The sequence below is a fragment of the Kutzneria chonburiensis genome, assembly GCF_028622115.1.
In the GTDB taxonomy this organism is placed as follows: Bacteria; Actinomycetota; Actinomycetes; order Mycobacteriales; family Pseudonocardiaceae; genus Kutzneria; species Kutzneria chonburiensis.
Window position 1 is genome coordinate 4,019,009 of the sequence record NZ_CP097263.1, and the last position, 20,364, is coordinate 4,039,372.

At 69.7% G+C, this 20,364-nt stretch carries 18 protein-coding genes; 11 read left to right on the forward strand and 7 right to left on the reverse strand.

Annotation, left to right across the window (positions count from 1 at the left end; genetic code table 11):
- Positions 1 to 14 precede the first annotated feature (14 nt).
- The 3 genes from M3Q35_RS18005 to M3Q35_RS18015 form a co-directional block, all read right to left on the reverse strand.
- Positions 15 to 986, reverse strand: a complete 972-nt coding sequence (locus M3Q35_RS18005) for a CHAP domain-containing protein (RefSeq protein WP_273943017.1) — start codon at positions 984 to 986, stop codon at positions 15 to 17.
- Between the two features lie 463 nt (positions 987 to 1,449).
- Positions 1,450 to 2,934, reverse strand: a complete 1,485-nt coding sequence (locus M3Q35_RS18010; RefSeq protein WP_273943018.1) for a BTAD domain-containing putative transcriptional regulator — start codon at positions 2,932 to 2,934, stop codon at positions 1,450 to 1,452.
- Positions 2,935 to 3,016: 82 nt separating this feature from the next.
- Positions 3,017 to 3,889 (reverse strand): MurR/RpiR family transcriptional regulator, encoded by an 873-nt coding sequence (locus M3Q35_RS18015; RefSeq protein WP_273943019.1) that lies wholly within the window; start codon positions 3,887 to 3,889, stop codon positions 3,017 to 3,019.
- 96 nt (positions 3,890 to 3,985) lie between these two features.
- Here M3Q35_RS18015 and M3Q35_RS18020 point away from each other — a divergent pair, with 96 nt between their 5' ends.
- The 6 genes from M3Q35_RS18020 to M3Q35_RS18045 all read left to right on the forward strand — a co-directional run bounded on the left by M3Q35_RS18020 (position 3,986) and on the right by M3Q35_RS18045 (position 9,013).
- A complete protein-coding gene (locus M3Q35_RS18020) occupies positions 3,986 to 4,750 on the forward strand; it encodes a crotonase/enoyl-CoA hydratase family protein (protein ID WP_273943021.1) in 765 nt (254 codons plus the stop codon).
- A 177-nt stretch (positions 4,751 to 4,927) separates the two neighbouring features.
- Positions 4,928 to 6,067, forward strand: coding sequence for an HNH endonuclease signature motif containing protein (locus M3Q35_RS18025; protein ID WP_273943022.1), 1,140 nt, complete (start codon positions 4,928 to 4,930; stop codon positions 6,065 to 6,067).
- Positions 6,068 to 6,352: 285 nt separating this feature from the next.
- Entirely contained in the window at positions 6,353 to 7,198 is an 846-nt protein-coding gene (locus M3Q35_RS18030) for an NAD(P)H-binding protein (protein ID WP_273943023.1), read from the forward strand.
- Positions 7,195 to 7,563, forward strand: coding sequence for a nuclear transport factor 2 family protein (locus tag M3Q35_RS18035; protein ID WP_273943025.1), 369 nt, complete (start codon positions 7,195 to 7,197; stop codon positions 7,561 to 7,563). The genes M3Q35_RS18030 and M3Q35_RS18035 overlap by 4 nt, the downstream gene beginning before the upstream one ends.
- Before the next feature lie 11 nt (positions 7,564 to 7,574).
- A complete protein-coding gene (locus M3Q35_RS18040) occupies positions 7,575 to 8,015 on the forward strand; it encodes a MarR family winged helix-turn-helix transcriptional regulator (RefSeq protein WP_273943026.1) in 441 nt (146 codons plus the stop codon).
- A 98-nt stretch (positions 8,016 to 8,113) separates the two neighbouring features.
- On the forward strand, positions 8,114 to 9,013 hold the full coding sequence (locus M3Q35_RS18045; protein WP_273944383.1) for an acyl-CoA desaturase: 900 nt from the start codon (positions 8,114 to 8,116) through the stop codon (positions 9,011 to 9,013).
- Between the two features lie 3 nt (positions 9,014 to 9,016).
- On the opposite strand, the gene M3Q35_RS18050 is transcribed toward M3Q35_RS18045, so the two are convergent.
- A complete protein-coding gene (locus M3Q35_RS18050) occupies positions 9,017 to 10,051 on the reverse strand; it encodes a zinc-dependent alcohol dehydrogenase family protein (protein ID WP_273943027.1) in 1,035 nt (344 codons plus the stop codon).
- A gap of 92 nt (positions 10,052 to 10,143) precedes the next feature.
- Complete coding sequence (locus tag M3Q35_RS18055) at positions 10,144 to 10,845, reverse strand: SDR family oxidoreductase (protein WP_273943028.1); 702 nt, start codon at positions 10,843 to 10,845, stop codon at positions 10,144 to 10,146.
- A gap of 380 nt (positions 10,846 to 11,225) precedes the next feature.
- Between M3Q35_RS18055 and gltB the strand changes: the two genes are divergently transcribed.
- From gltB to M3Q35_RS18075, 4 genes are all read left to right on the forward strand, one after another.
- Complete coding sequence (gltB, locus tag M3Q35_RS18060; RefSeq protein ID WP_273943029.1) at positions 11,226 to 15,725, forward strand: glutamate synthase large subunit; 4,500 nt, start codon at positions 11,226 to 11,228, stop codon at positions 15,723 to 15,725.
- Complete coding sequence (locus tag M3Q35_RS18065; protein WP_273943030.1) at positions 15,718 to 17,157, forward strand: glutamate synthase subunit beta; 1,440 nt, start codon at positions 15,718 to 15,720, stop codon at positions 17,155 to 17,157. Before gltB ends, M3Q35_RS18065 begins: the two co-directional genes overlap by 8 nt.
- A 171-nt stretch (positions 17,158 to 17,328) precedes the next feature.
- On the forward strand, positions 17,329 to 17,523 hold the full coding sequence (locus M3Q35_RS18070) for a hypothetical protein (protein ID WP_273943031.1): 195 nt from the start codon (positions 17,329 to 17,331) through the stop codon (positions 17,521 to 17,523).
- Between the two features lie 12 nt (positions 17,524 to 17,535).
- Complete coding sequence (locus tag M3Q35_RS18075) at positions 17,536 to 17,931, forward strand: pyridoxamine 5'-phosphate oxidase family protein (RefSeq protein ID WP_273943032.1); 396 nt, start codon at positions 17,536 to 17,538, stop codon at positions 17,929 to 17,931.
- Here the strand turns inward: M3Q35_RS18075 and M3Q35_RS18080 are convergent.
- Both M3Q35_RS18080 and M3Q35_RS18085 read right to left on the reverse strand, forming a co-directional pair.
- Entirely contained in the window at positions 17,928 to 18,872 is a 945-nt protein-coding gene (locus tag M3Q35_RS18080; protein WP_273943033.1) for a hypothetical protein, read from the reverse strand. The genes M3Q35_RS18075 and M3Q35_RS18080 overlap by 4 nt on opposite strands.
- Positions 18,869 to 19,666 carry a carbon-nitrogen hydrolase family protein gene (locus M3Q35_RS18085; RefSeq protein WP_273943034.1) on the reverse strand — a complete coding sequence of 266 codons (798 nt, stop codon included), beginning with the start codon at positions 19,664 to 19,666 and terminating at the stop codon, positions 18,869 to 18,871. The genes M3Q35_RS18080 and M3Q35_RS18085 overlap by 4 nt, the downstream gene beginning before the upstream one ends.
- Before the next feature lie 34 nt (positions 19,667 to 19,700).
- On the opposite strand from M3Q35_RS18085, the gene M3Q35_RS18090 reads away from it, so the two are divergent.
- Positions 19,701 to 20,321: a GntR family transcriptional regulator gene (locus tag M3Q35_RS18090; RefSeq protein WP_273943035.1), complete on the forward strand. Its 621-nt coding sequence runs from the start codon at positions 19,701 to 19,703 to the stop codon at positions 20,319 to 20,321.
- Positions 20,322 to 20,364: the final 43 nt, after the last annotated feature.

The following is a 20,364-nucleotide window of genomic DNA, read 5'->3' on the forward strand; positions in this document are numbered from 1 at the left end:
CTCTGCTGTCCTTTTCACTGGAAGTAGCCGACAACGGGCAGGTCGCCCGGCTCACCGAAGACGACCTGGGTGAGCAGGGTGCCGTCGGACTTGCGGATGTAGTAGGTGTCGTTCGACGGGCGGTAGACCGCCAGGTTGTCGAACGCGTTGTCCTCGAAATGGCCGGCGACCGGGATGTCGCCGCTCTGGCCGAACGCGACCTGGGTCAGCGTCGTGCCGTCCGACTTGCGAATGTAGAACGTGTTGTTCGACGGGCGGTACACCGCGAGGTTGTCGTATGCATTGTTCTCGAAATGCCCGGCCAGCGGAATGTCACCGGTTTGTCCGAACGGGATCCGGCTGAGTACGGTGCCATCCGACTTGCGAATGTAGAACGCCGCCTCCGACGGGCGATACACGGCCAGGTTGTCATAGGCGCTGTCCTCGAAATGACCGACCAGCGGGAGGTCGCCGGCCTGCCCGAAGAACACCTGGGTGAACAGGGTGCCGTCCGACTTGCGAATATAGAAGCTGGCTTCCGACGGGCGGTAGACCGCCAGGTTGTCGTAGCTGCTGTCCTCGAAGTGACCGGCGAGGGGTTGATCGTTCGTCTGCCCGAAAGCGGTCTGCGTGAGCAGCGTGCCGTCGGCCTTGCGGACATAGAAATTGCTGTTGGACGGCCGGTACACGGCAAGGCTGGCGTACGAGCTCGTGTTGGCGACGCCGACCGGGGCGACGTATCCGACCAGGTTGTATCCCTCGGCCGAGCTGTATGAGCCGACCGTACTGTTGATCGTCGCCGGCACCACCCGCGACACCGACGGATTGTCGCCGAAGTTGCCGTTCTCGACGGCGATGGTTCCGTTCGAGTTCACCTGGGTGACGATCGCGACGTGCTGGATGTTGCCGGTGGAGTTGGTCGGGCTGAACACGGCCGCGTCACCGACCCGAGGAGCGTTGGCGATCGTGCCGTGTCGCGTGCCGTAGCTGTAGAAGCTGGCCGCCATGGCATTGAGATCGCCGGTGAACTGGACCCCGAATTAGCCCACACCCAGCGCGCGAAGTCCGCGCACCAGTTCTCTGGCGAACCGCCGGCTCCGGTGCAGCTGGAATAGTAGGAACCGCCGCCGAGGCTGTTCGTCGAACAGGCCGTCTTGCCCTCGTTCGCCCGGGCCAGTGCGGCGATGTCGGACGTGGTGCCGGCGGAGGCCGGTGCCGCGACAACCGCCGTGGCCAGCGTGGCGCCCAACACGGTCAGCGCGGCCGATGTGGTCTTTCTCATTTCTCGTTCCCCCTCGTCTCGGTGACAGGAAAAGAGTGACACCGGGGGCTTGAGAAAACCTCGCCGCGGATTTTGAGGCGCTTTTCAGGTTTTGAGGTTTTTTTGAGACACTGTGCGCACGAAAAAAGGGGCGGGGTCACCGTAACCGGTGATCCCGCCCCTTGTGCTGGCGAATCAGTGCTGGCGAATCAGGCGCTGACGGCGTGCTCGTCGCGCTGCCCGGCCAGGAAGGCCCGGACGAGATGGCTGATGTGCCCACCCGGCTCGGCCGCATCGACCAGGTGCGCGCCGACCAGCCGGTCCAGGAGGTCCTCGGCCTCGAACCGCCGCAGCCCGAGCAGGGCGGCGATCTTGACCGGGGTGAGCGCCGTCTCGCCGATCGCGGCGAGCCGGGCCAGCGCTGGTCGATCCGGGGGCGCCAGCTGGTCGTAGGCCCAGTGCAGGCCCTCTGTCACCGCGAGATCGCCGGCGACCAGCTCGGTCAGCACGGACTCGGGGGCACGCAGCCGGTCGGCCAGGCTGGCCAGCCGCAGCAACGGCCGCGTGACCAGCCGCGCGCCGGCGATCCGCACGGCCAGCGGCACTCCGCCGCACAGCCGGACGATCTCGTGCGCGCTGTCGGCTTCGGCCCGCACCCGATCCGAACCGGCGATTTCGGCCAGCAACTCGATGCCGAGGTTCAGGCCGAAGGGGTTGAGCGGCAGTCTTTTCGCGTCGTGCAACCCGGTCAGCGAACGCCGGCTGGTCACCAGCACCGCGCTACCCGGTCCACCCGGCAGCAGCGGCCGGACCTGGTGCTCGCTCACCGCGTCGTCCAGCACCACCAACGCCGGCCGGTCCGCCAGCACACTGCGGTACAGCCTCGCGCGTTCGTCCACTTCGGACGGTACGGACAGGCCGAGCGCCCGAAGGAAAGCGGCGAGCACGTCCGCCGGATCGGCGTTGCCGAGGCGGGCAAACAGCTGCCCTCCAGGGAATTGTGAGGATGCGCGGTGCGCCGCCCGCACCGCGAGACAGGACTTGCCGACGCCGGGCCGCCCGGTGATCAGACCAAGCGGCATGCCCTCGTCGGATCGGCCCAGCAAGGCCGAAAGCTGCGTGAGCTGGTCGGCGCGACCGGTGAAATCCGCGACGTCCGCCGGCAGCTGCCGGGGCCGGGGCAGCTGGCCGAGTGAAACGTCGCGCCGACCATACCGGTGCGGCGCCGACACCACCGGCTCCGCGTCGCCCGCGGCCAACTCGGCGTCGACCCGGTCCGCCATGACCACGAGCCGCTGATCGGCGAATTCCTGCCGCCGAGCCGCCACCCAACTGCCGGGCAGGCCGGCCAGCGCGTCACCACGCCACAACGTGAGCGCGGCGGTGAACTTTGCCGCGGCTGCACGGTAATCGCCTGCCGCGGCGAGGCGTCGACCGTGCTCGGCCAGGTCGTCGAACGCGTGCAGGTCGACCTCGGCGCGGTCGAGCTCCAGCCGATACCCGGCCCCGCTGCGCGTGATCGACTCCGGCCGCCGTAATGCCCGTCGCAGCGAGGAAACGTAGGTGTACAGGCTCTCCCGGAACTTCGCCGGCGGATTGCCGGCCCACACCACGTCGGCCAGCTCGTCCACCGGCACGTGCTCGCCGAGGCGCACGGCCAGCATCGCGGCGACGGCAAAAGCCTTGCGCCCCACCGGTCTACAGCCATCATCGGCGGCAACGTCCACCGCCCCGAGCACACGGATCCGCATGTGAGTCCCCCAGAAGACGAGACGGTCAGCGAGTGCTGCCGCGCCGGCCCCGCACCGCCTCCGCGGTGACCGCCATGGACCGGGTGGTGCGATCGAGCGTCGTGCGGGCCACTGTGATGTAGATCAGGTCGACCACGGCCAGCTGGGCGTACCGGGCCAGCGCCACCTCGTGCTGGAAACCGAGCTGGGACACGCCGGTGACCAGGGCGATGTCGGCAAGCTCGGCCAGCGGCGAACTGGGATCGTTGGTGACGGCGACGGTCGTCACGGCCCGTGTGCGCGCCTCGGTCGCCAGCGCGATGGTCTCCTCGGTGCGGCCACTGTGCGAGAACAGCACGAGCACGTCGCCGGGCGAGGTCAGGGCGATGCCGGTGAGCGCGACGTGCGGATCGGACCAGGCCCAGACCGGCACGCCGATGCGGTACAGGCGTTGCTGCAACTCGGAAGCCACGGTCGAGCTGCCGCCGACACCGGACATGATCACCCGGCCGGCCGAGCCGATGAGCTTCGCCGCCCGTTCCACGTCCGTGAGATCGAGGTGCGCGACCGCCTCGGCGACGATCCGGCCCACGCTGTGCGCCACCACCTCGGCGACGCGGTCGATGTCGTCCTCGGCGTCGATCCCGACCTCGCCGTCCCAGGTGCCACGGCGCGGCGCCGGGCTGTCCGAGGCGAGCGCGATCCGCAGCGCGGCGTACCCGCTCAGGCCCAGCGACCGGCACAGCCGGGTGATGCTGCCGGTGGAGACGCCGCACCGTTCGGACAGATCGAGAATCGTCGTCCTGGCCACCCCCGCCGGGTCGGCCAGGATGAGCTCGGCCAGCGCCCGCTGCGCCGCCGGCATGCCCGGCAGCATCGCCCTGATCTGGTCGACCGTCGATCCGCTTCGCTGCGACACCGCTCCCCCTTCCGTCCGGACTGAAATTATTCTCCGTTCGCCGGCCTGTCAAGCGGCGGATGAATATAAATTCTTCATCCCTCTAGCCTGAGGATCATGTCTGACGAGGTGCTGACCGAGTACGCCGACGGCGTCGCCGTGATCACGATCAACCGCCCGTCCGCGCGCAACGCCGTGGACCGGGCCGTCGCCGAGGGCCTCGCCGCCGCCGTCGACGAACTGGACCGCCGCGACGATCTTGTCGTCGGCATCGTCACCGGGGCCGGTGGCACGTTCTGCGCCGGCATGGACCTCAAGGCGTTCGTGCGCGGCGAGTTCCCGACCGTGGAGGGTCGGGGGTTCGGCGGCATCACGCAGCGGCCGCCGGTGAAGCCTCTGATCGCCGCCGTCGAGGGCTACGCGCTGGCCGGCGGTCTGGAGATCGCGTTGTCGTGCGACCTGATCGTTGCCTCCTCGGAGGCCAAGTTCGGCATCCCCGAGGTGAAGCGGGGTTTGGTCGCCGCCGGCGGAGGTGTCCTTCGGCTGCCTTCCCGTCTCCCCTATCACGTAGCGATGGAGCTAGCCCTCACCGGCGGCTTCCTGGACGCCCCTCGCGCCCATCATTTTGGCTTCGTGAACCGGTTGTCCGCTGCCGGCGAGGCGTTGACCGTCGCCCGCTCGTTGGCTGCCGAGATCGCCGCCAACGGTCCGTTGGCCGTTCGTGCCACCAAGCAGGTCATCGTGGAGTCGCGGGATTGGGCTGCTGCCGAGGCTTTCTCCCGTCAGGAGGCCATCACGGGGCCCGTGTTCGCGTCGTCGGATGCCCGTGAAGGGGCGCAGGCGTTCGCCGAGAAGCGTGCTCCTCGGTGGACCGGGCGGTAGTTCTTGGGTTGCGGGGAGCTGCCGGCAGTAGTTCTCCGGCTTGGCAGCTCCCCATCGCGACACCGGCCTCTCCACACCCCTTTGCCTTGCCCCACAACACTTTTCATTCGTTCACAGCTTTTGTGACCGAAAGTCATTGCCTGCCAAGGGATTCTCACTCTATCGAGCGATACTCATGTGTCGAGTCGATCTTTGCGTGGGCGTAGAATTGCTGGTATGGACAGGAAAGTCGCTCGTATCATCGAGATCGAGCACCAGAAACGAGCGCTCACCGCCGAGCAACTCCGCCTCACCGCCGAGATCGCCACCGACGAATACGTCGCCACCGACCTCGCCATGGCCTTACAACTCTCGCCCTCCAACGCCGAGGACTACATCGACTGGGCCACCCGCGTCGAGACCTACTTCCCCGACGTCATCGACGCCATGGCCGCCGGCATCATCAGCGAACGCTCCGCCCACGCCATCGTCGACCCGACCCGCTTCTATCCCGAAGAGCTCGCCCAACGGGTGGTGAGCGCCACCCTGGCGACCGCCGCCGGCCGGACCCCGCAACAACTCCGGCGCTCGTCGCTGGGCCGGCTGCAACGGGCCGACCCGGCGCTGCACTTCCTCAAGAGGGACGAAGCCCGCCGCAACCGCAAAGTCATCATCTACGACGAAGAAGACAGCATGGCCACCCTGGCCTGCCAACAACCGGCGGAGATCGCCCAAGCGATGTACACCAAGATCGATCGGATCGCCCAACAGGAAACGAAAAACGGGCGCACGATCGATGAGGTCCGTGCGGATGTGATGGCCGGGTTGATCCTGGAAGACCCCAAGACCGCTGGTGTGAAGCCGTTGATTCAGGTGACTGTGCCGATCACCGCCTTGCTCGGTGTGGATGAGCGGCCGGGCCAGTTGGACGCCGGTCAGTTGATCCCGGCGCCGGTCGTTCGGGAGCTGATGTCCCACCCGGGCACTGTGTTTCACCGGCTGCTGACCGACGAGGCCGGGCAGCTGCTGGAGTACAGCCCGGAGATCTACCGGCCGAAGGCCGATGTGGACCGGTTCATCCGGACCCGGCACAGGACGTGTGTGATGCCGTGCTGCTCGCATCCCTCGCGGTCCTGCGACATCGACCACGCCGTCGCTTGGCCGGAGGGGAAGTCGACCGGGACCAATCTTGGGCCGTTGGACCGTAAGCATCATCGGTATAAGCACGCGACCAAGGCGAAGGTGACCATCGCGGACGATGGCACGACGACGTTGGAGACGCGGTGGGGGCTGACCTACACGACTAAGCCGGAGCCTGTTGAGGAACCCCCGTTCTAGGGAGCTCTCCAAGCTTTCGAGCACCAGGTGTCGGCAAGCGAGGGCCACGGGCCTGGCGGCGCCGCTGCCGCGGCCACGACGGCTAGACCACGGGTGGACAGACATCGGGGCCGTCGCGGCCTTGCCCCTTGGCACCGTGGGCGCCTCAGGTTGTGGTCCAGTCCGATGGTTGCGTTCGTTGGGGCGCGTGCGTTGGGTGGGGGGTCCTGCTTCCCGATGGGCATGTGGGGTTGCTGCTCATGCTGAAGCTTTGACATCTAAGTCTTAGGGATCTAATGTTTTGGCATGATTCTTGTGACGGGGGCTACCGGGCATGTGGGGGCGGAGCTGGTGACGAGGCTGGCTGCGGAAGGGGTGCAGGTCAGGGCTATGACGCGGCGGCCGGAGGCGACGCGGTTTGCACGGGGTGTGGAGGTGGTGGAGGGGGACTGTGAGGCGCCGGAGAGCCTGAGGAAGGCGTTCGAGGGGGTGGAGGGGGCCTTTCTGATGACCTCGCAGGCAACGGGGAGCGCGAAGCTGCACACGGCGGTGCAGGTCGACGCGGCGAAGGCGGCGGGGGTGAGGTACGTCGTGAAGCTGTCGGTGGCGAGAGGGGGTGAAGAGGGGCACCCGCTGGTGGCGGCCTGGCATCGGGAAGACGAAGGGGCGGTCACGGAGAGCGGCATCGACTTCACGATGCTCAGGCCGGGGCGGTTCATGTCGAACACGTTGGGGTGGAAGCACATGCTGGCGCGAGGGGACACGGTGTACGTCCCCTTCGCACGCAAGGCCACGACGCCGATTGCGCCGGAGGACATCGCGGCGGTGGCGGCGGAGGCGCTCACCACGGACCGGTTCAAGAACGAGGTCCTGGAGCTGTCGGGGGCGGAAGTGCTGACGCCGGAACAAGAACTGGCGATCGTGGGCGAAATCCTGAACAGGGAGCTGACGCTGGAGGAGCCATCGGTCGAAGCGACGATCGACGGGATCGCCAGGAGCGGGATGGACCGCGGGCTTGCGGCGGCGATGGTGGAGCACGTGCTGCAAGGGAGCTACGGGGCCGAGATCTGGCCGACGGTGGAACGAGTGCTCGGCCGGAAGCCGATGACATTTCAGCAATGGGCGGGAAAACACTTCAAGGAGGAAGCATGAGCACGATCGAGGAACTCGAAGAGCGCTGGGCGCGGGCGGAAGTGGCGGGCGATGTGTCCACACTGGACACGCTGGCGGCGGAGGAGTTCCGGCTGGTGGGGCCGTTCGGGTTCGTACTGGACAAGGCGCAGTGGCTGGACCGGTATCGCGGCGGGGACCTCGTCACGACGCGGCTGGACTGGCGGGACACGCAGGTGCGGGAGCTGGGCGACACGGTGCTGGTGATCGGGATCCACGACCAGGCCGCCACGTATCGGGGCACGGCGTCGGACGGGCGGTTCCGCTCCACCCACATCTGGGTCCGCGACGGTGACGACTGGCGGTTGGCGGGCACGCAGCTCAGCCCCATCGGACTGCCGGCCTAAGCTCACGAACCATGGGCCGTCCACACCAGCCACCGATCGGGCTCGCGGTCGCCCGCGTCGCCCGCACCCTCACCCGGGCCTTCGAGGACGCGCTCGCGGCCGCCGGCGGCTCGCAGTCGGCCTGGCTCGTGCTGCTCCAACTGAAGATCAACCCGGGGGCCACGCAGCGAGAGCTGGCGGATGCGCTGGAGCTGCGGGAGGCGACGATGACCCATCACCTCTCGGGCATGGAGCGGGACGGGCTGATCACCCGAAGGCGTGATCCGAACAACCGACGGGTCCACCAGATCGAGCTGACCGACGCCGGGGAGCAGGCCTTTCACCGGCTGCGCAAGGCGGCGGGCGAGTTCGACGAGCGGCTCAGGACCGGCATCGCGCCGGAACGGCTGGCCGAACTGGGCGACACGCTGGCCCTGCTGGCGGCCAACGTGCAGCACGGGGCCAACCACTAGACAACTACTCTTCACCGGCGGGTCTGGCGAAGCCCCCGGCCCGGCCCCGTACCCTCGGCCCCATGACGACCCTGGCCGACGCCAAGGACACCCGCAAGATGACCGCGCTGTACGAAGGCAAACGCCACATGCCCGCGCAGGTCGCCGTGTACATCTTCGCCATCGTGCCGGCAGTGGCGCTGGTGGCCGCGATCCCTGTCCTGTGGGGCTGGGGCATCGGCTGGGCCGACCTGATCTCGGCGGCCTTCTTCTACACGGTCAGCTGCCTCGGCGTGACCGTCGGATTCCACCGCTACTTCACCCACGGCTCGTTCAAGGCGGGCCGGGCCATGCGGATCGCGCTGGCGGTGGCCGGCAGCCTCTCCGTGCAGGGCCCCGTCCTGCACTGGGTCGCCGACCACCGCCGGCACCACGCCTTCTCCGACCGCGACGGCGACCCGCACTCGCCGTGGAACTTCGGCACCTCGCCGGCCGCCCTGGTCCGCGGCTTCTGGCACGCGCACATGGGCTGGATCTTCGACCGGGACCTGACCAACCGCCAGCGATTCGCGCCGGACATGGAAGCCGACCCGGACATGCGTCTGGTGCATCGTCTGTTCGGCCCGCTGACCTTCGCCACGCTGCTGCTGCCGGCGGCCGTCGGCGGCCTGGTCACCTGGTCCTGGTGGGGCGCGCTGACCGGCTTCTTCTGGGCCGGCGTGGTCAGGGTGGCCTTCCTGCACCACGTCACCTGGTCGGTCAACTCGATCTGCCACATGATCGGCGAACGCCCGTTCGCCGCCCGCGACCGGTCGGCCAACTTCTGGCCGCTGGCCATCCTGAGCATGGGCGAGGCCTGGCACAACCTGCACCACGCCGACCCGACCTCGGCCCGCCACGGCGTGCTGCGCGGTCAGGTCGACGTGTCGGCCCGGCTCATCTGGATCTTCGAGAAGCTGGGCTGGGTGCGCGACGTGCGCTGGCCCAGCCCCCGCCGCCTCAGCCGGCTCCGTGCCTGACCGTCAGGGCTTGATCAGGACCTTCAGGGCCTCCCGGTCGTTCATCGCCCGGTAGGCCTCGGGGATCTCGCTCAACGCCATCGTGCGGTCGAACACCCGGCCGGGCTGCACGGCGCCGGACAGCACGTCCGGCAGCAGCTCCTCGATGTAGGCGCGGGCCGGCGCGACACCGCCGGTCAGCGTGACGTTCCGGCCGAACAGGACACGGCCGACCGGCCCGTCGCTGTACTGCGGCACGCCGACGCGGCTGATCGCGCCGCCGGGCCGCACCACGCCCAGGGCCGTCTCGTACGCGCCCAGGGTGCCCACGCACTCCAGCACGTGGAACGCGCCGTCGCCGTTGGTCAGCTCCTTGGCCTTGGCGACGGCCTCCTCGCCGCGCTCCGGCACGACGTCCGTGGCGCCGAACTCCAGGCCCAGGTCGGTACGGGCCTTGTGCCGACCGAGCAGCACGATCTGCTCCGCGCCCAGCCGCTTGGCCGCCAGCACCGCGGACAGGCCCACCGCGCCGTCGCCGATCACGATGACCGTCGAGCCCTTCTCCACCCGCGCCGTGCGGGCCGCGTGGTGGCCGGTGCTGAACACGTCCGACAGGGTCAGCAGCGACGGCATCAGCTCGTCGTCCTCCCCCACCGGCAGCTTCACCAGGGTGCCGTCGGCCTGCGGGGCGCGGACGTACTCGCCCTGGCCGCCGTCCACGCCGTTGAAGCCCCAGCCGCCGCCGTTGCGGCACGAGGTCTGCAGGCCGGCCCGGCAGTAGTCGCACGTGTTGTCGGCCCACAGGAACGGGGCCACCACCACGTCGCCCTTGGCCAGCGTCGCCACGTCCGCACCGGTCTCCTCCACGACACCGATGAACTCGTGGCCGATCCGCCGGCCGCCCTCGACCTCGGGCGCGCTCTGGTACGGCCACAGGTCGCTGCCGCACACACAGGACCTGGTCACCCGGACCAGGACGTCGGTCGGCTGCTGGATCTTCGGATCCGGCACCTCCTCGACGCGGATGTCGCCCTTTCCGTAGAGCAAGGTCGCTCGCATCGTCACCTCAAGCTTCGAAAGTCCGGGAACCGGCCAACCCTAACCGTTTTCCCGGGCCCGTGAGCTGGAGCGGGACCAGCTCCAGACGATCGTCACGGCTGGGCCGTCGGCCGAACGACCAGTTCGTTCACGTCCACTATGGACGGTTGGTCGACGGCGAAGCCGATGGCGGCGGCGATGGCCGAGGCGGGGATGGCCAACTGCTTCGCCGCGACACGGGCGGCGGACTGCGCCTCGACGGTTCCGCCGCGGTCGGTGAGTTCGCTCTCGGTGAAGCCGGGGCTGACGACGGTGACACGAATGTCGGTGTTCTCCTGACGAAGCCCCTCCGACAAGGCCCGCACGGCGAACTTGGTGGCGCTGTAGACGGCCGCGGTGGGATCGACGCGGTGACCGGACACCGAGGAGACGTTGACGATGTGGCCGCCGCGTTGCGCCCGCATGAACGGCAACACCGCCGCAATGCCGTGCAGCACACCGCGGACGTTGACGTCGATCATCTGGTTCCACTCGTCGACCCGCAGATCGGCCAACGGCGACAACGGCATCACCCCGGCGTTGTTCACCAACACATCGACGCGGCCGTGGCGATCCACCGCGGCGTCGACGAAGGCCCGCACGCTGTCCAGGCTCGTGACGTCCAGGGCGTGGACGTCGATGGCGGGACCCAGCTCGGCCAGGCGGTCGGCACGGCGGGCGCCGGCAACGACGTGGTGGCCGGCGGCGGACAGGTGGCGGGCGGTGGCGGCGCCGATACCGGAGGAGGCTCCGGTGACAAGAACGACTTTCGACATGCCGACAGTCCACCGGCGGCCCGCACGCCGAGGAAGGCAACGCCTACCTGGGTGCCGCGCACCCTCCCGGATACTGAGATCATCTTGGCCGGCTCGCGGTACCGCCGACCAGGGGAAACGTGGCCGGCCGCGCAACAATTGGGATGCAAAGTGCTGTGGCCTGCGACACGGGTAGTGCGGATAACCCCGTGTTCACATTATCGTCACAAGACCCCCGACCACCCCGGGGACAACTTCGACCTGCCTCAAGAGGGCCGTCGGTCAACGCACAGCGTCGTGCGTACCACTGTAACCGCCCGTTCCCGGGCCATTTCGAGCACCCCCGCGTCAGACGCACGCCCCCGCGACAGGGCGTCCCACCACGGGAGGGCCGTACAGCCGTGATCCACCACCACCCCCACATCGGGGGCCTGTACGACGAGCAGTTCGAGCACGACGCGTGCGGCGTGGCCTTCGTGGCCGATCTCGCCGGCCGCCGCAGCCATGACATCGTGCGCAAGGCCTTGACCGCGCTGCGCAACCTGGAGCACCGGGGTGCGCGCGGCGCCGAGCCGGAGACCGGCGACGGCGCCGGGGTCCTCATCCAGGTGCCGGACGGGTTCTTCCGTGCGGCGACCGACCTGCCGCTGCCGGCGGCCGGCGGTTACCTGGTCGGCACGGCTTTCCTGCCGGTCGACACCGCCGAACGCGCGACCGCGGTCGCCGCCGTGGAGCGGATCGCCGCGGAGGAGGGCTGCAGAGTGCTCGGCTGGCGGGACGTGCCCGTCGACACCGAGCACGTGGGCCCGACCGCGGCCGGCACGATGCCCCATTTCGCCCAGCTGTTCCTCGCACCGGTGGACGACGCGGTCCACGGCCTCGCGCTGGAGCGGATCGCGTTCTGCGTCCGCAAGCGCGCCGAGCACGACGCCGACGTGTACTTCCCGAGCCTGTCCGGCCGCACCATCGTGTACAAGGGCATGCTGACCGAGCCGCAGCTGGCCCGGTTCTTCCCGGACCTGACCGACGAGCGGGTGGACAGCGCGATCGGCCTGGTGCACAGCCGGTTCTCCACCAACACCTTCCCGTCGTGGCCGCTGGCCCACCCGTACCGGTACATCGCGCACAACGGTGAGATCAACACCTTGCGCGGCAACCGGAACTGGATGGACGCGCGGGAGGCGCTGCTGGAGTCGGACCTGATCCAGGGTGATCTGGCCCGGCTGTTCCCGGTGATCACCCGGGGCGCCAGCGACTCGGCCTCCTTCGACGAGGTGCTGGAACTGCTGCACCTCGGCGGCCGCTCGCTGCCGCACGCGGTGCTGATGATGATCCCGGAGGCGTGGGAGAACCACACCGAGATGGATCCGGCCCGCCGCGCCTTCTACGAGTTCCACTCGGCCCTGATGGAGCCGTGGGACGGCCCGGCGCTGGTGTCGTTCACCGACGGCAGCGTGATCGGCGCGGTGCTGGACCGCAACGGCCTTCGGCCGGCCCGCTACTGGGTCACCGACGACGGCCTCGTGGTGCTGGGCTCCGAGGCCGGCGTGCTGGAGATCGACCCGGCGAAGGTGGTCCGCAAGGGCCGGCTCGAGCCGGGCCGGATGTTCCTGGTGGACACCGAGGCCGGCCGGATCGTGGACGACGAGGAGATCAAGTCCGCGCTGGCCGCCGAGCACCCGTACCAGGACTGGGTGGACGCCGGCATGGTCCGGCTGGCCGGGCTGCCGGCCCGCGAGCGCGAGATGCCCAAGCACGCCGCGCTGGTCACCCGGCAGCAGGTTTTCGGCTACTCCGAGGAAGAGCTGCAACTGCTGCTGCGGCCGATGGCGCTGACCGGCGCGGAGCCGATCGGCTCGATGGGCAACGACGCCCCGTTCGCCGTGCTCTCGGACCGCTCGCGCAGCCTGTTCGACTACTTCACGCAGCTGTTCGCGCAGGTCACGAATCCGCCGCTGGACGCGATCCGGGAAGAGCTGGTCACCTCGCTCACCGCGACGGTCGGCCCGGAGACCAACCTGCTGGCCGCCACGCCCGCGTCCTGCCGGCGGATCTCGCTCGAGTTCCCGGTGCTGGACAACGACGAGCTGGCCAAGCTGGTGCACGTCAACGACGACGGCGACATGCCCGGCTACCAGGCGGTCACCGTGCTCGGCCGGTACCGCGTCGACGGCGGCGGCGACGCGCTGCGGGCCCGGCTGGACGAGATCCGCACCGAGGTGTCCGAGGCGATCGACGACGGCGCCCGGCTGATCGTGCTGTCCGACCGGGGCGCGGACGCCCGCTACGCCCCGATCCCGTCGCTGCTGCTGACCGGCGCGGTGCACCACCATCTCGTACGGGAGAAGACGCGGACCAAGGTCGGCCTCATCGTCGAGGCCGGCGACGCCCGCGAGGTGCACCACATCGCGCTGCTCATCGGCTACGGCGCGGCCGCGGTCAACCCGTACCTGGCCATGGCCACGGTCGAGGAGCTGCCCGATCTCGACCCGCACAAGGCGACCAGCAACCTGATCAAGGCGCTGGGCAAGGGCGTGCGCAAGACCATGTCGAAGATGGGCGTGTCCACGGTGGCCTCGTACACCGGCGCGCAGATCTTCGAGGCGATCGGTGTCGGCGCCGAGGTCGTGGACGAGTGCTTCACCGGCACCACGTCCCGGCTGGGCGGTGTCGGCTTCGACGAGATCGCCGAGGAGGTGGCCCGCCGGCACCGCAAGGCGTTCCCGGCCGACGGCGTGCACGCCAGCCACCGCGAGCTGGAGGTGGGCGGCGAGTACCAGTGGCGCCGCGAGGGCGAGGCGCACCTGTTCAACCCCACCACCGTGTTCAAGCTCCAGCACTCCACGCGCACCCGGCAGTACGAGGTGTTCAAGGAGTACACGCAGGCCGTCGACGACCAGGCCGAGCGGCTGCAGACCCTGCGCGGGCTGTTCCGGTTCCGGGTCGGCATGCGGCCGCCGGTGCCGGTCGAGGAGGTCGAGCCGATCTCCGAGATCGTCAAGCGGTTCGCAACCGGCGCGATCTCGTACGGCTCGATCTCCAAGGAGATGCACGAGGTTCTCGCGATCGCGATGAACCGGCTCGGCGCCAAGTCCAACACCGGCGAGGGCGGCGAGGACGCCGACCGGCTGGACGATCCGCAGCGCTGCTCGGCGATCAAGCAGGTGGCGTCCGGCCGGTTCGGCGTGACCAGCGAGTACCTGGTCAGCGCCCAGGACATCCAGATCAAGATGGCCCAGGGCGCCAAGCCCGGCGAGGGCGGTCAGCTGCCCGGCAACAAGGTGTACCCGTGGATCGCCAAGACCCGGCACTCCACGCCGGGCGTCGGGCTCATCTCCCCGCCGCCGCACCACGACATCTACTCGATCGAGGATCTGGCCCAGCTGATCCACGACCTGAAGAACGCCAACCCGGCCGCCCGCATCCACGTGAAGCTGGTGTCCGAGGTCGGCGTCGGCACGGTCGCGGCCGGCGTGTCCAAGGCCCACGCCGACGTGGTGCTGATCTCCGGCCACGACGGCGGCACCGGCGCGTCGCCGCTGTCGTCGATCAAGCACGCCGGCGCGCCGTGGGAGCTCGGCCTGGCCGAGACCCAGCAGACGCTGCTGGCCAACCGGTTGCGGGACCGGATCGTGGTGCAGACCGACGGCCAGCTCAAGACCGGTCGGGACGTGGTGATCGCCGCGCTGCTCGGCGCGGAGGAGTTCGGCTTCGCCACCGCGCCGCTGGTGGTGTCGGGCTGCGTCATGATGCGGGTGTGCCACCTGGACACCTGCCCGGTCGGCGTGGCCACGCAGAACCCGGTGCTGCGGGAGAAGTTCAGCGGCAAGGCCGAGTACGTGGTGAACTTCTTCGAGTTCGTCGCCCAGGAGGTCCGGGAGCTGTTGGCGCAGCTGGGTTTCCGGTCCCTCGAGGAGGCGGTCGGGCACGCCGAGCTGCTGGACACCGCGGGCGCGGTCGAGCACTGGAAGGCGGCCGGTCTGGACCTGACGCCGATCTTCCACGTGCCCGAGCTGCCGCCGCGCGCGGCCCGGCACCAGACCACCACGCAGGACCACGGTCTGGAGAAGGCGCTGGACAACACGTTGATCCAGCTGGCCGAGGGCGCGCTGGGCTCGGGCGACCGGGTGCGGCTGGAACTGCCCGTGCGCAACGTGAACCGGACCGTGGGCACCATGCTCGGCTCGGAGCTGACCAAGCGCTGGGGCGGCGAGGGCCTGCCGGACGACACCATCGACGTGACGTTCACCGGCACCGCCGGCCAGTCGTTCGGCGCGTTCCTGCCCAGCGGGATCACGCTGCGGCTGATCGGTGATGCCAACGACTACCTCGGCAAGGGCCTGTCCGGCGGGCGCGTGACGCTGCGGCCGGACCCGTCGGCGCCGCTGGTGGCCGAGCAGAACATCATCGCCGGCAACGTGATCGCGTACGGCGCGACCGGCGGCGAGCTGTTCCTGCGGGGCAAGGTCGGCGAGCGGTTCTGCGTGCGCAACTCGGGCGCGCTGGCCGTCGTCGAGGGTGTCGGCGACCACGGCTGCGAGTACATGACCGGCGGCCGGGCGGTCGTGCTCGGCGAGACCGGCCGCAACTTCGCGGCCGGCATGTCCGGCGGCGTCGCCTACGTGCTCGACCTCAATCCGGTGCGGGTCAACCAGGAGATGGTCGACCTGGACGAGCTGGCCGAGGAGGACCAGGCGTTCCTGCACGGGGTCGTCGACCGGCACCGCCGGGAGACCGACTCGGCCGTGGCCGATCTGCTGCTGGCCGACTGGGAGCTGGCCGTCGGCCGGTTCACCAAGGTGATGCCCAAGGACTACAAGCGGGTGCTGGCCGCGCGGGCCAGCGCCGAGGCCGACGGCCGGGACGTGGACACCGCGATCATGGAGGCGTCGCATGGCTGACCCCAAGGGCTTTCTCACCACGCCGCGGGAGAACGCCAGCCACCGCCCGGTGGATCTGCGGCTGACCGACTGGCGCGAGGTGTACGAGGAGTTCGGGCACCAGCGGCTGGAGAAGCAGGCCGGCCGGTGCATGGACTGCGGGATCCCGTTCTGCCACCAGGGTTGTCCGCTGGGGAATCTCATTCCCGAGTGGAACACGTTGGTGTGGCGGCAGGACTGGCGTGACGCGATCGAGAGGCTGCACGCCACCAACAACTTCCCGGAGTTCACCGGGACGTTGTGCCCGGCGCCGTGCGAGGCGGCGTGCGTACTCGGCATCAACTCCGATCCGGTGTCCATCAAGCGGGTCGAGGTCGAGATCATCGACCGGGCCTGGGACGAGGGCTGGGTGACGCCGCAGCCGCCGACCACGTTGACCGGCAAGAAGGTCGCGGTGGTCGGCTCCGGCCCGGCCGGCCTCGCCGCCGCGCAGCAGCTCACCCGGGTCGGGCACAGCGTCGTCGTGTACGAGCGGGCCGACGCCATCGGCGGGCTGCTGCGGTACGGGATCCCCGAGTTCAAGATGGAGAAGCGGCGGCTGGACCGCCGGCTCGACCAGATGCGGGCCGAGGGCACCGAGTTCCGGACCGGCGTGAACGTCGGCGTGGACATCACGGTGGACGAGTTGCGTGATTCTCACGACGCGGTCGTTCTCGCCGGCGGCGCGACCGCGTGGCGGGACCTGCCCGTGCCCGGGCGTGAGTTCACCGGTGTGTACCAGGCGATGGAGTACCTGCCGCCGGCCAACAAGGCGTACGCGCAGTCGCCGATCAACGCCGCCGGCAAGCATGTCGTGGTGATCGGCGGCGGCGACACCGGCGCCGACTGCCTCGGCACCGCGCACCGGCAGGGCGCTGCTTCCGTGACACAGCTGGAGATCATGCCCCAGCCGCCGGTCACTCGGGCCGCTCAGCACCCGTGGCCGACCTATCCCATGCTGTACCGGGTGACGTCGGCGCACGAGGAGGGCGGCGAGCGGCTGTACTCCGTGTCCACCGCCGAGTTCCTCGGTGACGCCGACGGCAACCTTCGGGGCCTCAAGCTCGTCGAGGTGCGCATGGACAACGGCCGGTTCGCGCCGGTCGAGGGCACCGAGCGGGAGCTCGAGTGCCAGCTCGTGCTGCTGGCCATGGGTTTCGTCGGGCCGCAGCAGGAAGGCCTCGTCACCGAGCTCGGCGTCGACCTCGACCCCCGCGGCAACGTCGCCCGGGACCGGTCGTTCGCCACCAGCGTCGACGGCGTCTTCGTGGCCGGCGACATGGGCCGCGGGCAGTCGCTCATCGTGTGGGCCATCGCCGAGGGCCGCTCCGCCGCGGCGGCGGTCGACACGTACCTCACCGGCCGCGACGTCCTCCCGGCCCCCATCCGCCCGACCGACCGGGCGATAGCCTGACGACCCCCGCGAGTCCCGCCCACAGTCACACCGAACTGTATGAATCCGTTTCACGCATTCGGTGTGACGCTAACCGGGACTCGCGGGGGAAGTTGGTCCGTTTGGCTCGTTCCTTCCCTGTCGGCCCTGGGTAACCGAAGGTTCCTGGGGCCGACAAGGAGGAGCTCAGTCATGGTTGCCGTGATCGCGGCGGTACTTTTTGCCCTGGCATTGGTGATCGACCTCGCCGGCATCTCGCTCGGGTCCGTGCTGACTCCGACGAATCTGCTCACGGCCGGCCTGCTGTGTGTCGCGCTGCACCTGGCCGGCATCGGCACGAACCGGCCCAACTGGCGTCGCTCGTCCTGGCGGGCCCGCCGCCGTTGATACCCTCATGGGGTGTCTGACCTGAGCACGACCGGTGCCGCTTTCGCCGAGTTCTGGCGGGAGCGGCACCTGTGCACCCTCACCACCGTCCGCCCCGACGGCACGCCGCACGTCGTGCCGGTGGGCGTCACCCTGGACATCGAGGCCGGCATCGCCCGCGTGATCACCGACGGCAACTCGGCCAAGGCCCGTCAACTCCGCGCCGCCGGCAAGCTGAACGTGGCGGCGTGCCAGGTGGACGGTCGGCGATGGTCCACTGTGGAGGGTGTGGCCACGCTCAACGAGGACCCGCAAGCGATTGCCGACGCCGTGCGCCGCTACGCCGAGCGCTACCGGCAGCCGAGGGTGAACCCGAACCGGGTCCTGATCGAGATCACCGTGACGAGGGTCCTGGGCAACGTCGGCTAGCGCATCAGCGCGACTTCCAACCAGCCCGGGTCGAACTCGACCCGCAGGTGGCAGGACGGACGCCCGGCCACCCAGCGCCGGATGATCTCGGCCGGCCCGTCGTCGGTGGAGTCGCAGTAGAAGTGCAGCGTCCGCCGCTCCGGGAAGGTCTCGTACCCGACGAGCAGCGACTCCTCGTCGGCCAACGCGGCCTCGAGCTCGGCCTCCGACTCCTCCAGCACCATCCGCGTCACGTCGTCGAGCTCGCCGGAGAAGCCGAGGTCCACGGCCAGATGCCGGTCGAACGACGGGTGGTCGATCCACCGCAGCGGCCAGATGGCCACGCCGGTCCGCCGCACGCCGGCCGGCGTGGTGCCCTCGATCCGCGCGAACGTCGGCTTCGCGTGCCGCACCGCCATCGACGCCACGACCTCCGCCAGCGCAGCCAGCGGCAGCGCGTCGTCGGGCCGCTCCACGAGCGCGATGCCGCCGTCGACCCAGCGCACCACGTCGTCCTCGCCCAACGCCCAGGCGATCACGTTGCGCGGGATGTTCTCCCGCACCGATTCCGGCACGACGGCGAACATCGGATGGTGCATGTAGATCATCACCGCCGCCCGTTCCTCCTCGAGCCGCAGGGACACCACGGTTTGCGCCAGATCGAACTGCCACGGGCCGGACGTCGCCCGCGTCCTGAGCAGCTCGGGATCGGCACGCCGCGCGGGGACGAACTCCCAGCGGTCGTCGACGGCCGGCGCGGCCCGCACCCACCGCTCGGTGATGGCGCGCAGATGCGGGTAGAACTCCCCGGTCAGGCACAGCACGTGCTCGGCGACGAGTCCCGGCCCGATCTCCCACTTGAGGTCCGGATGGATGGCCGCGACCTGCTCCGGCAGCGCCGCTCGCAACTCGTCGAGCGGATCGGCCGCGTGGTCCGCCCACCACGTCCAGAACTGGGTCAACTGAAGTCCCGGGCGTTGGCCAGCACGGGGACCTTGGCCCGCGCATCGTCCACTTCGGACGGATCGATGTCCACGACGAGCAGCTCCGGCCGGTCGGTGGCCTGGGCACGGATCTCGCCCAGCGGCGACACGACGGCGCTGTAGCCGATGCCGGTGGGGACGCCGGGCTTGGTGGTGACGTCGACGGTCAAAGGGTCGGCCTGGCCGCAGGCGGCGAGCCAGCTGGTGGAATCGAGGGCACGGGCCCGAACCAGCAGCTCCCACTGCTCACGCTTGCCCGGCCCGGAACCCCACGACGCCGGCACGAGGATCACCGACGCGCCGGAACGGGCTAGCTTCTGGAACAGCTGGGGGAAGCGGAGGTCGTAGCAGGTCGCCACGCCGATGCCGACGCCGTCGACGGTGGCGGTGACGCTGCGGGAACCGGGGGCGACGGTGTCGGACTCGGCGAAGCCGAAGGCGTCGAAGAGGTGGATCTTGTCGTAGTGCTCGTCGACACCGAGGCCGGTGACGAGCAAGGTGTTGCGCACGCGGCCGTCCGACGAGGGCGTGAACATGCCGGCGACGATGAGCACGTCGTGCTGCTTGGCGATGTCCCGCACGGCCGACGGCCACGGGCCGTCCAACGGCTCGGCGAGGCCGCCGAGCGGGATGCCGAAGCGGGCCATGGCGGCCTCGGGGAACACCACGACGCGGGCGCCGCGGCGGGCGGCCTCGGCGGTCTGCTCGCCGATCGTCGCGAGGTTCACCGACGGGTCGGTGTCGGACACGAACTGGCTCAGCGCGATTCGCACGCCATTCAGTGTATACCGTCCGTATACTCCGAGGATGGCTGTTTCCGGGCGGGACCGCGCCTACGACTACCTGCGCAACACCGTGCTGGCCGATCCGGCGGCGCAGGGCACCTTCCTCAACGAGCAGGACATCGCCGACCGTATCGGGGTGTCGCGCACGCCGATCCGCGAGGCCCTGCTGATGCTGTCGGCCGAGGAGCTGGTGCGCCTCGTGCCCAAGCGCGGCGCCTACATCCCGGAGCTGACGGCCGGCGAGCTGCGTGAGCTGATCGAGCTGCGGGGCGTGCTCGAACGCTTCGCGGCGGAACGGGTGCTGGCCGCCGGCACGGCCCCGATCGACGAGCTGCGCGAGGCGCTGGCCGACCAAAGAGGCAAGGATGACCGCACGTTCATCGAAGCCGACACCCGGTTCCACACGATCCTGGTGCGCGCGGCCGGGAACGAGACCCTCGCCCGCACCTACGAGACGCTGCGGGCCCGACAGGTCGTCTCCGGGATGGTGGCGCTGCAAGGCGCCTCGGGGCGCCGCGAATCCGTGCTGACCGAACACGAGGCGATCGTGGCGGCGCTGGCCGCCGGCGACCCCGGCCCGGCCCGCGAGGCGATCACCGTCCATCTCGACGCGACTCTGCGAGCACAGCTCGCGATCCGCTGACAGAACAGGACAACGCACCGGGAAAACGTCCGCCGGGCACTGT

Coding starts and splice junctions, on each gene's coding strand:
- M3Q35_RS18065 (WP_273943030.1), top strand. CDS start 15,718: ATGGCTGACCCCAAGGGCTTTCTCACCACGCCGCGGGAGAACGCCAGC.
- M3Q35_RS18040 (WP_273943026.1), top strand. CDS start 7,575: ATGGGCCGTCCACACCAGCCACCGATCGGGCTCGCGGTCGCCCGCGTC.
- M3Q35_RS18030 (WP_273943023.1), top strand. CDS start 6,353: ATGATTCTTGTGACGGGGGCTACCGGGCATGTGGGGGCGGAGCTGGTG.
- M3Q35_RS18035 (WP_273943025.1), top strand. CDS start 7,195: ATGAGCACGATCGAGGAACTCGAAGAGCGCTGGGCGCGGGCGGAAGTG.
- M3Q35_RS18050 (WP_273943027.1), bottom strand. CDS start 10,051: ATGCGAGCGACCTTGCTCTACGGAAAGGGCGACATCCGCGTCGAGGAG.
- M3Q35_RS18020 (WP_273943021.1), top strand. CDS start 3,986: ATGTCTGACGAGGTGCTGACCGAGTACGCCGACGGCGTCGCCGTGATC.
- M3Q35_RS18005 (WP_273943017.1), bottom strand. CDS start 986: ATGGCGGCCAGCTTCTACAGCTACGGCACGCGACACGGCACGATCGCC.
- M3Q35_RS18045 (WP_273944383.1), top strand. CDS start 8,114: ATGACCGCGCTGTACGAAGGCAAACGCCACATGCCCGCGCAGGTCGCC.
- M3Q35_RS18070 (WP_273943031.1), top strand. CDS start 17,329: ATGGTTGCCGTGATCGCGGCGGTACTTTTTGCCCTGGCATTGGTGATC.
- M3Q35_RS18055 (WP_273943028.1), bottom strand. CDS start 10,845: ATGTCGAAAGTCGTTCTTGTCACCGGAGCCTCCTCCGGTATCGGCGCC.
- M3Q35_RS18090 (WP_273943035.1), top strand. CDS start 19,701: ATGGCTGTTTCCGGGCGGGACCGCGCCTACGACTACCTGCGCAACACC.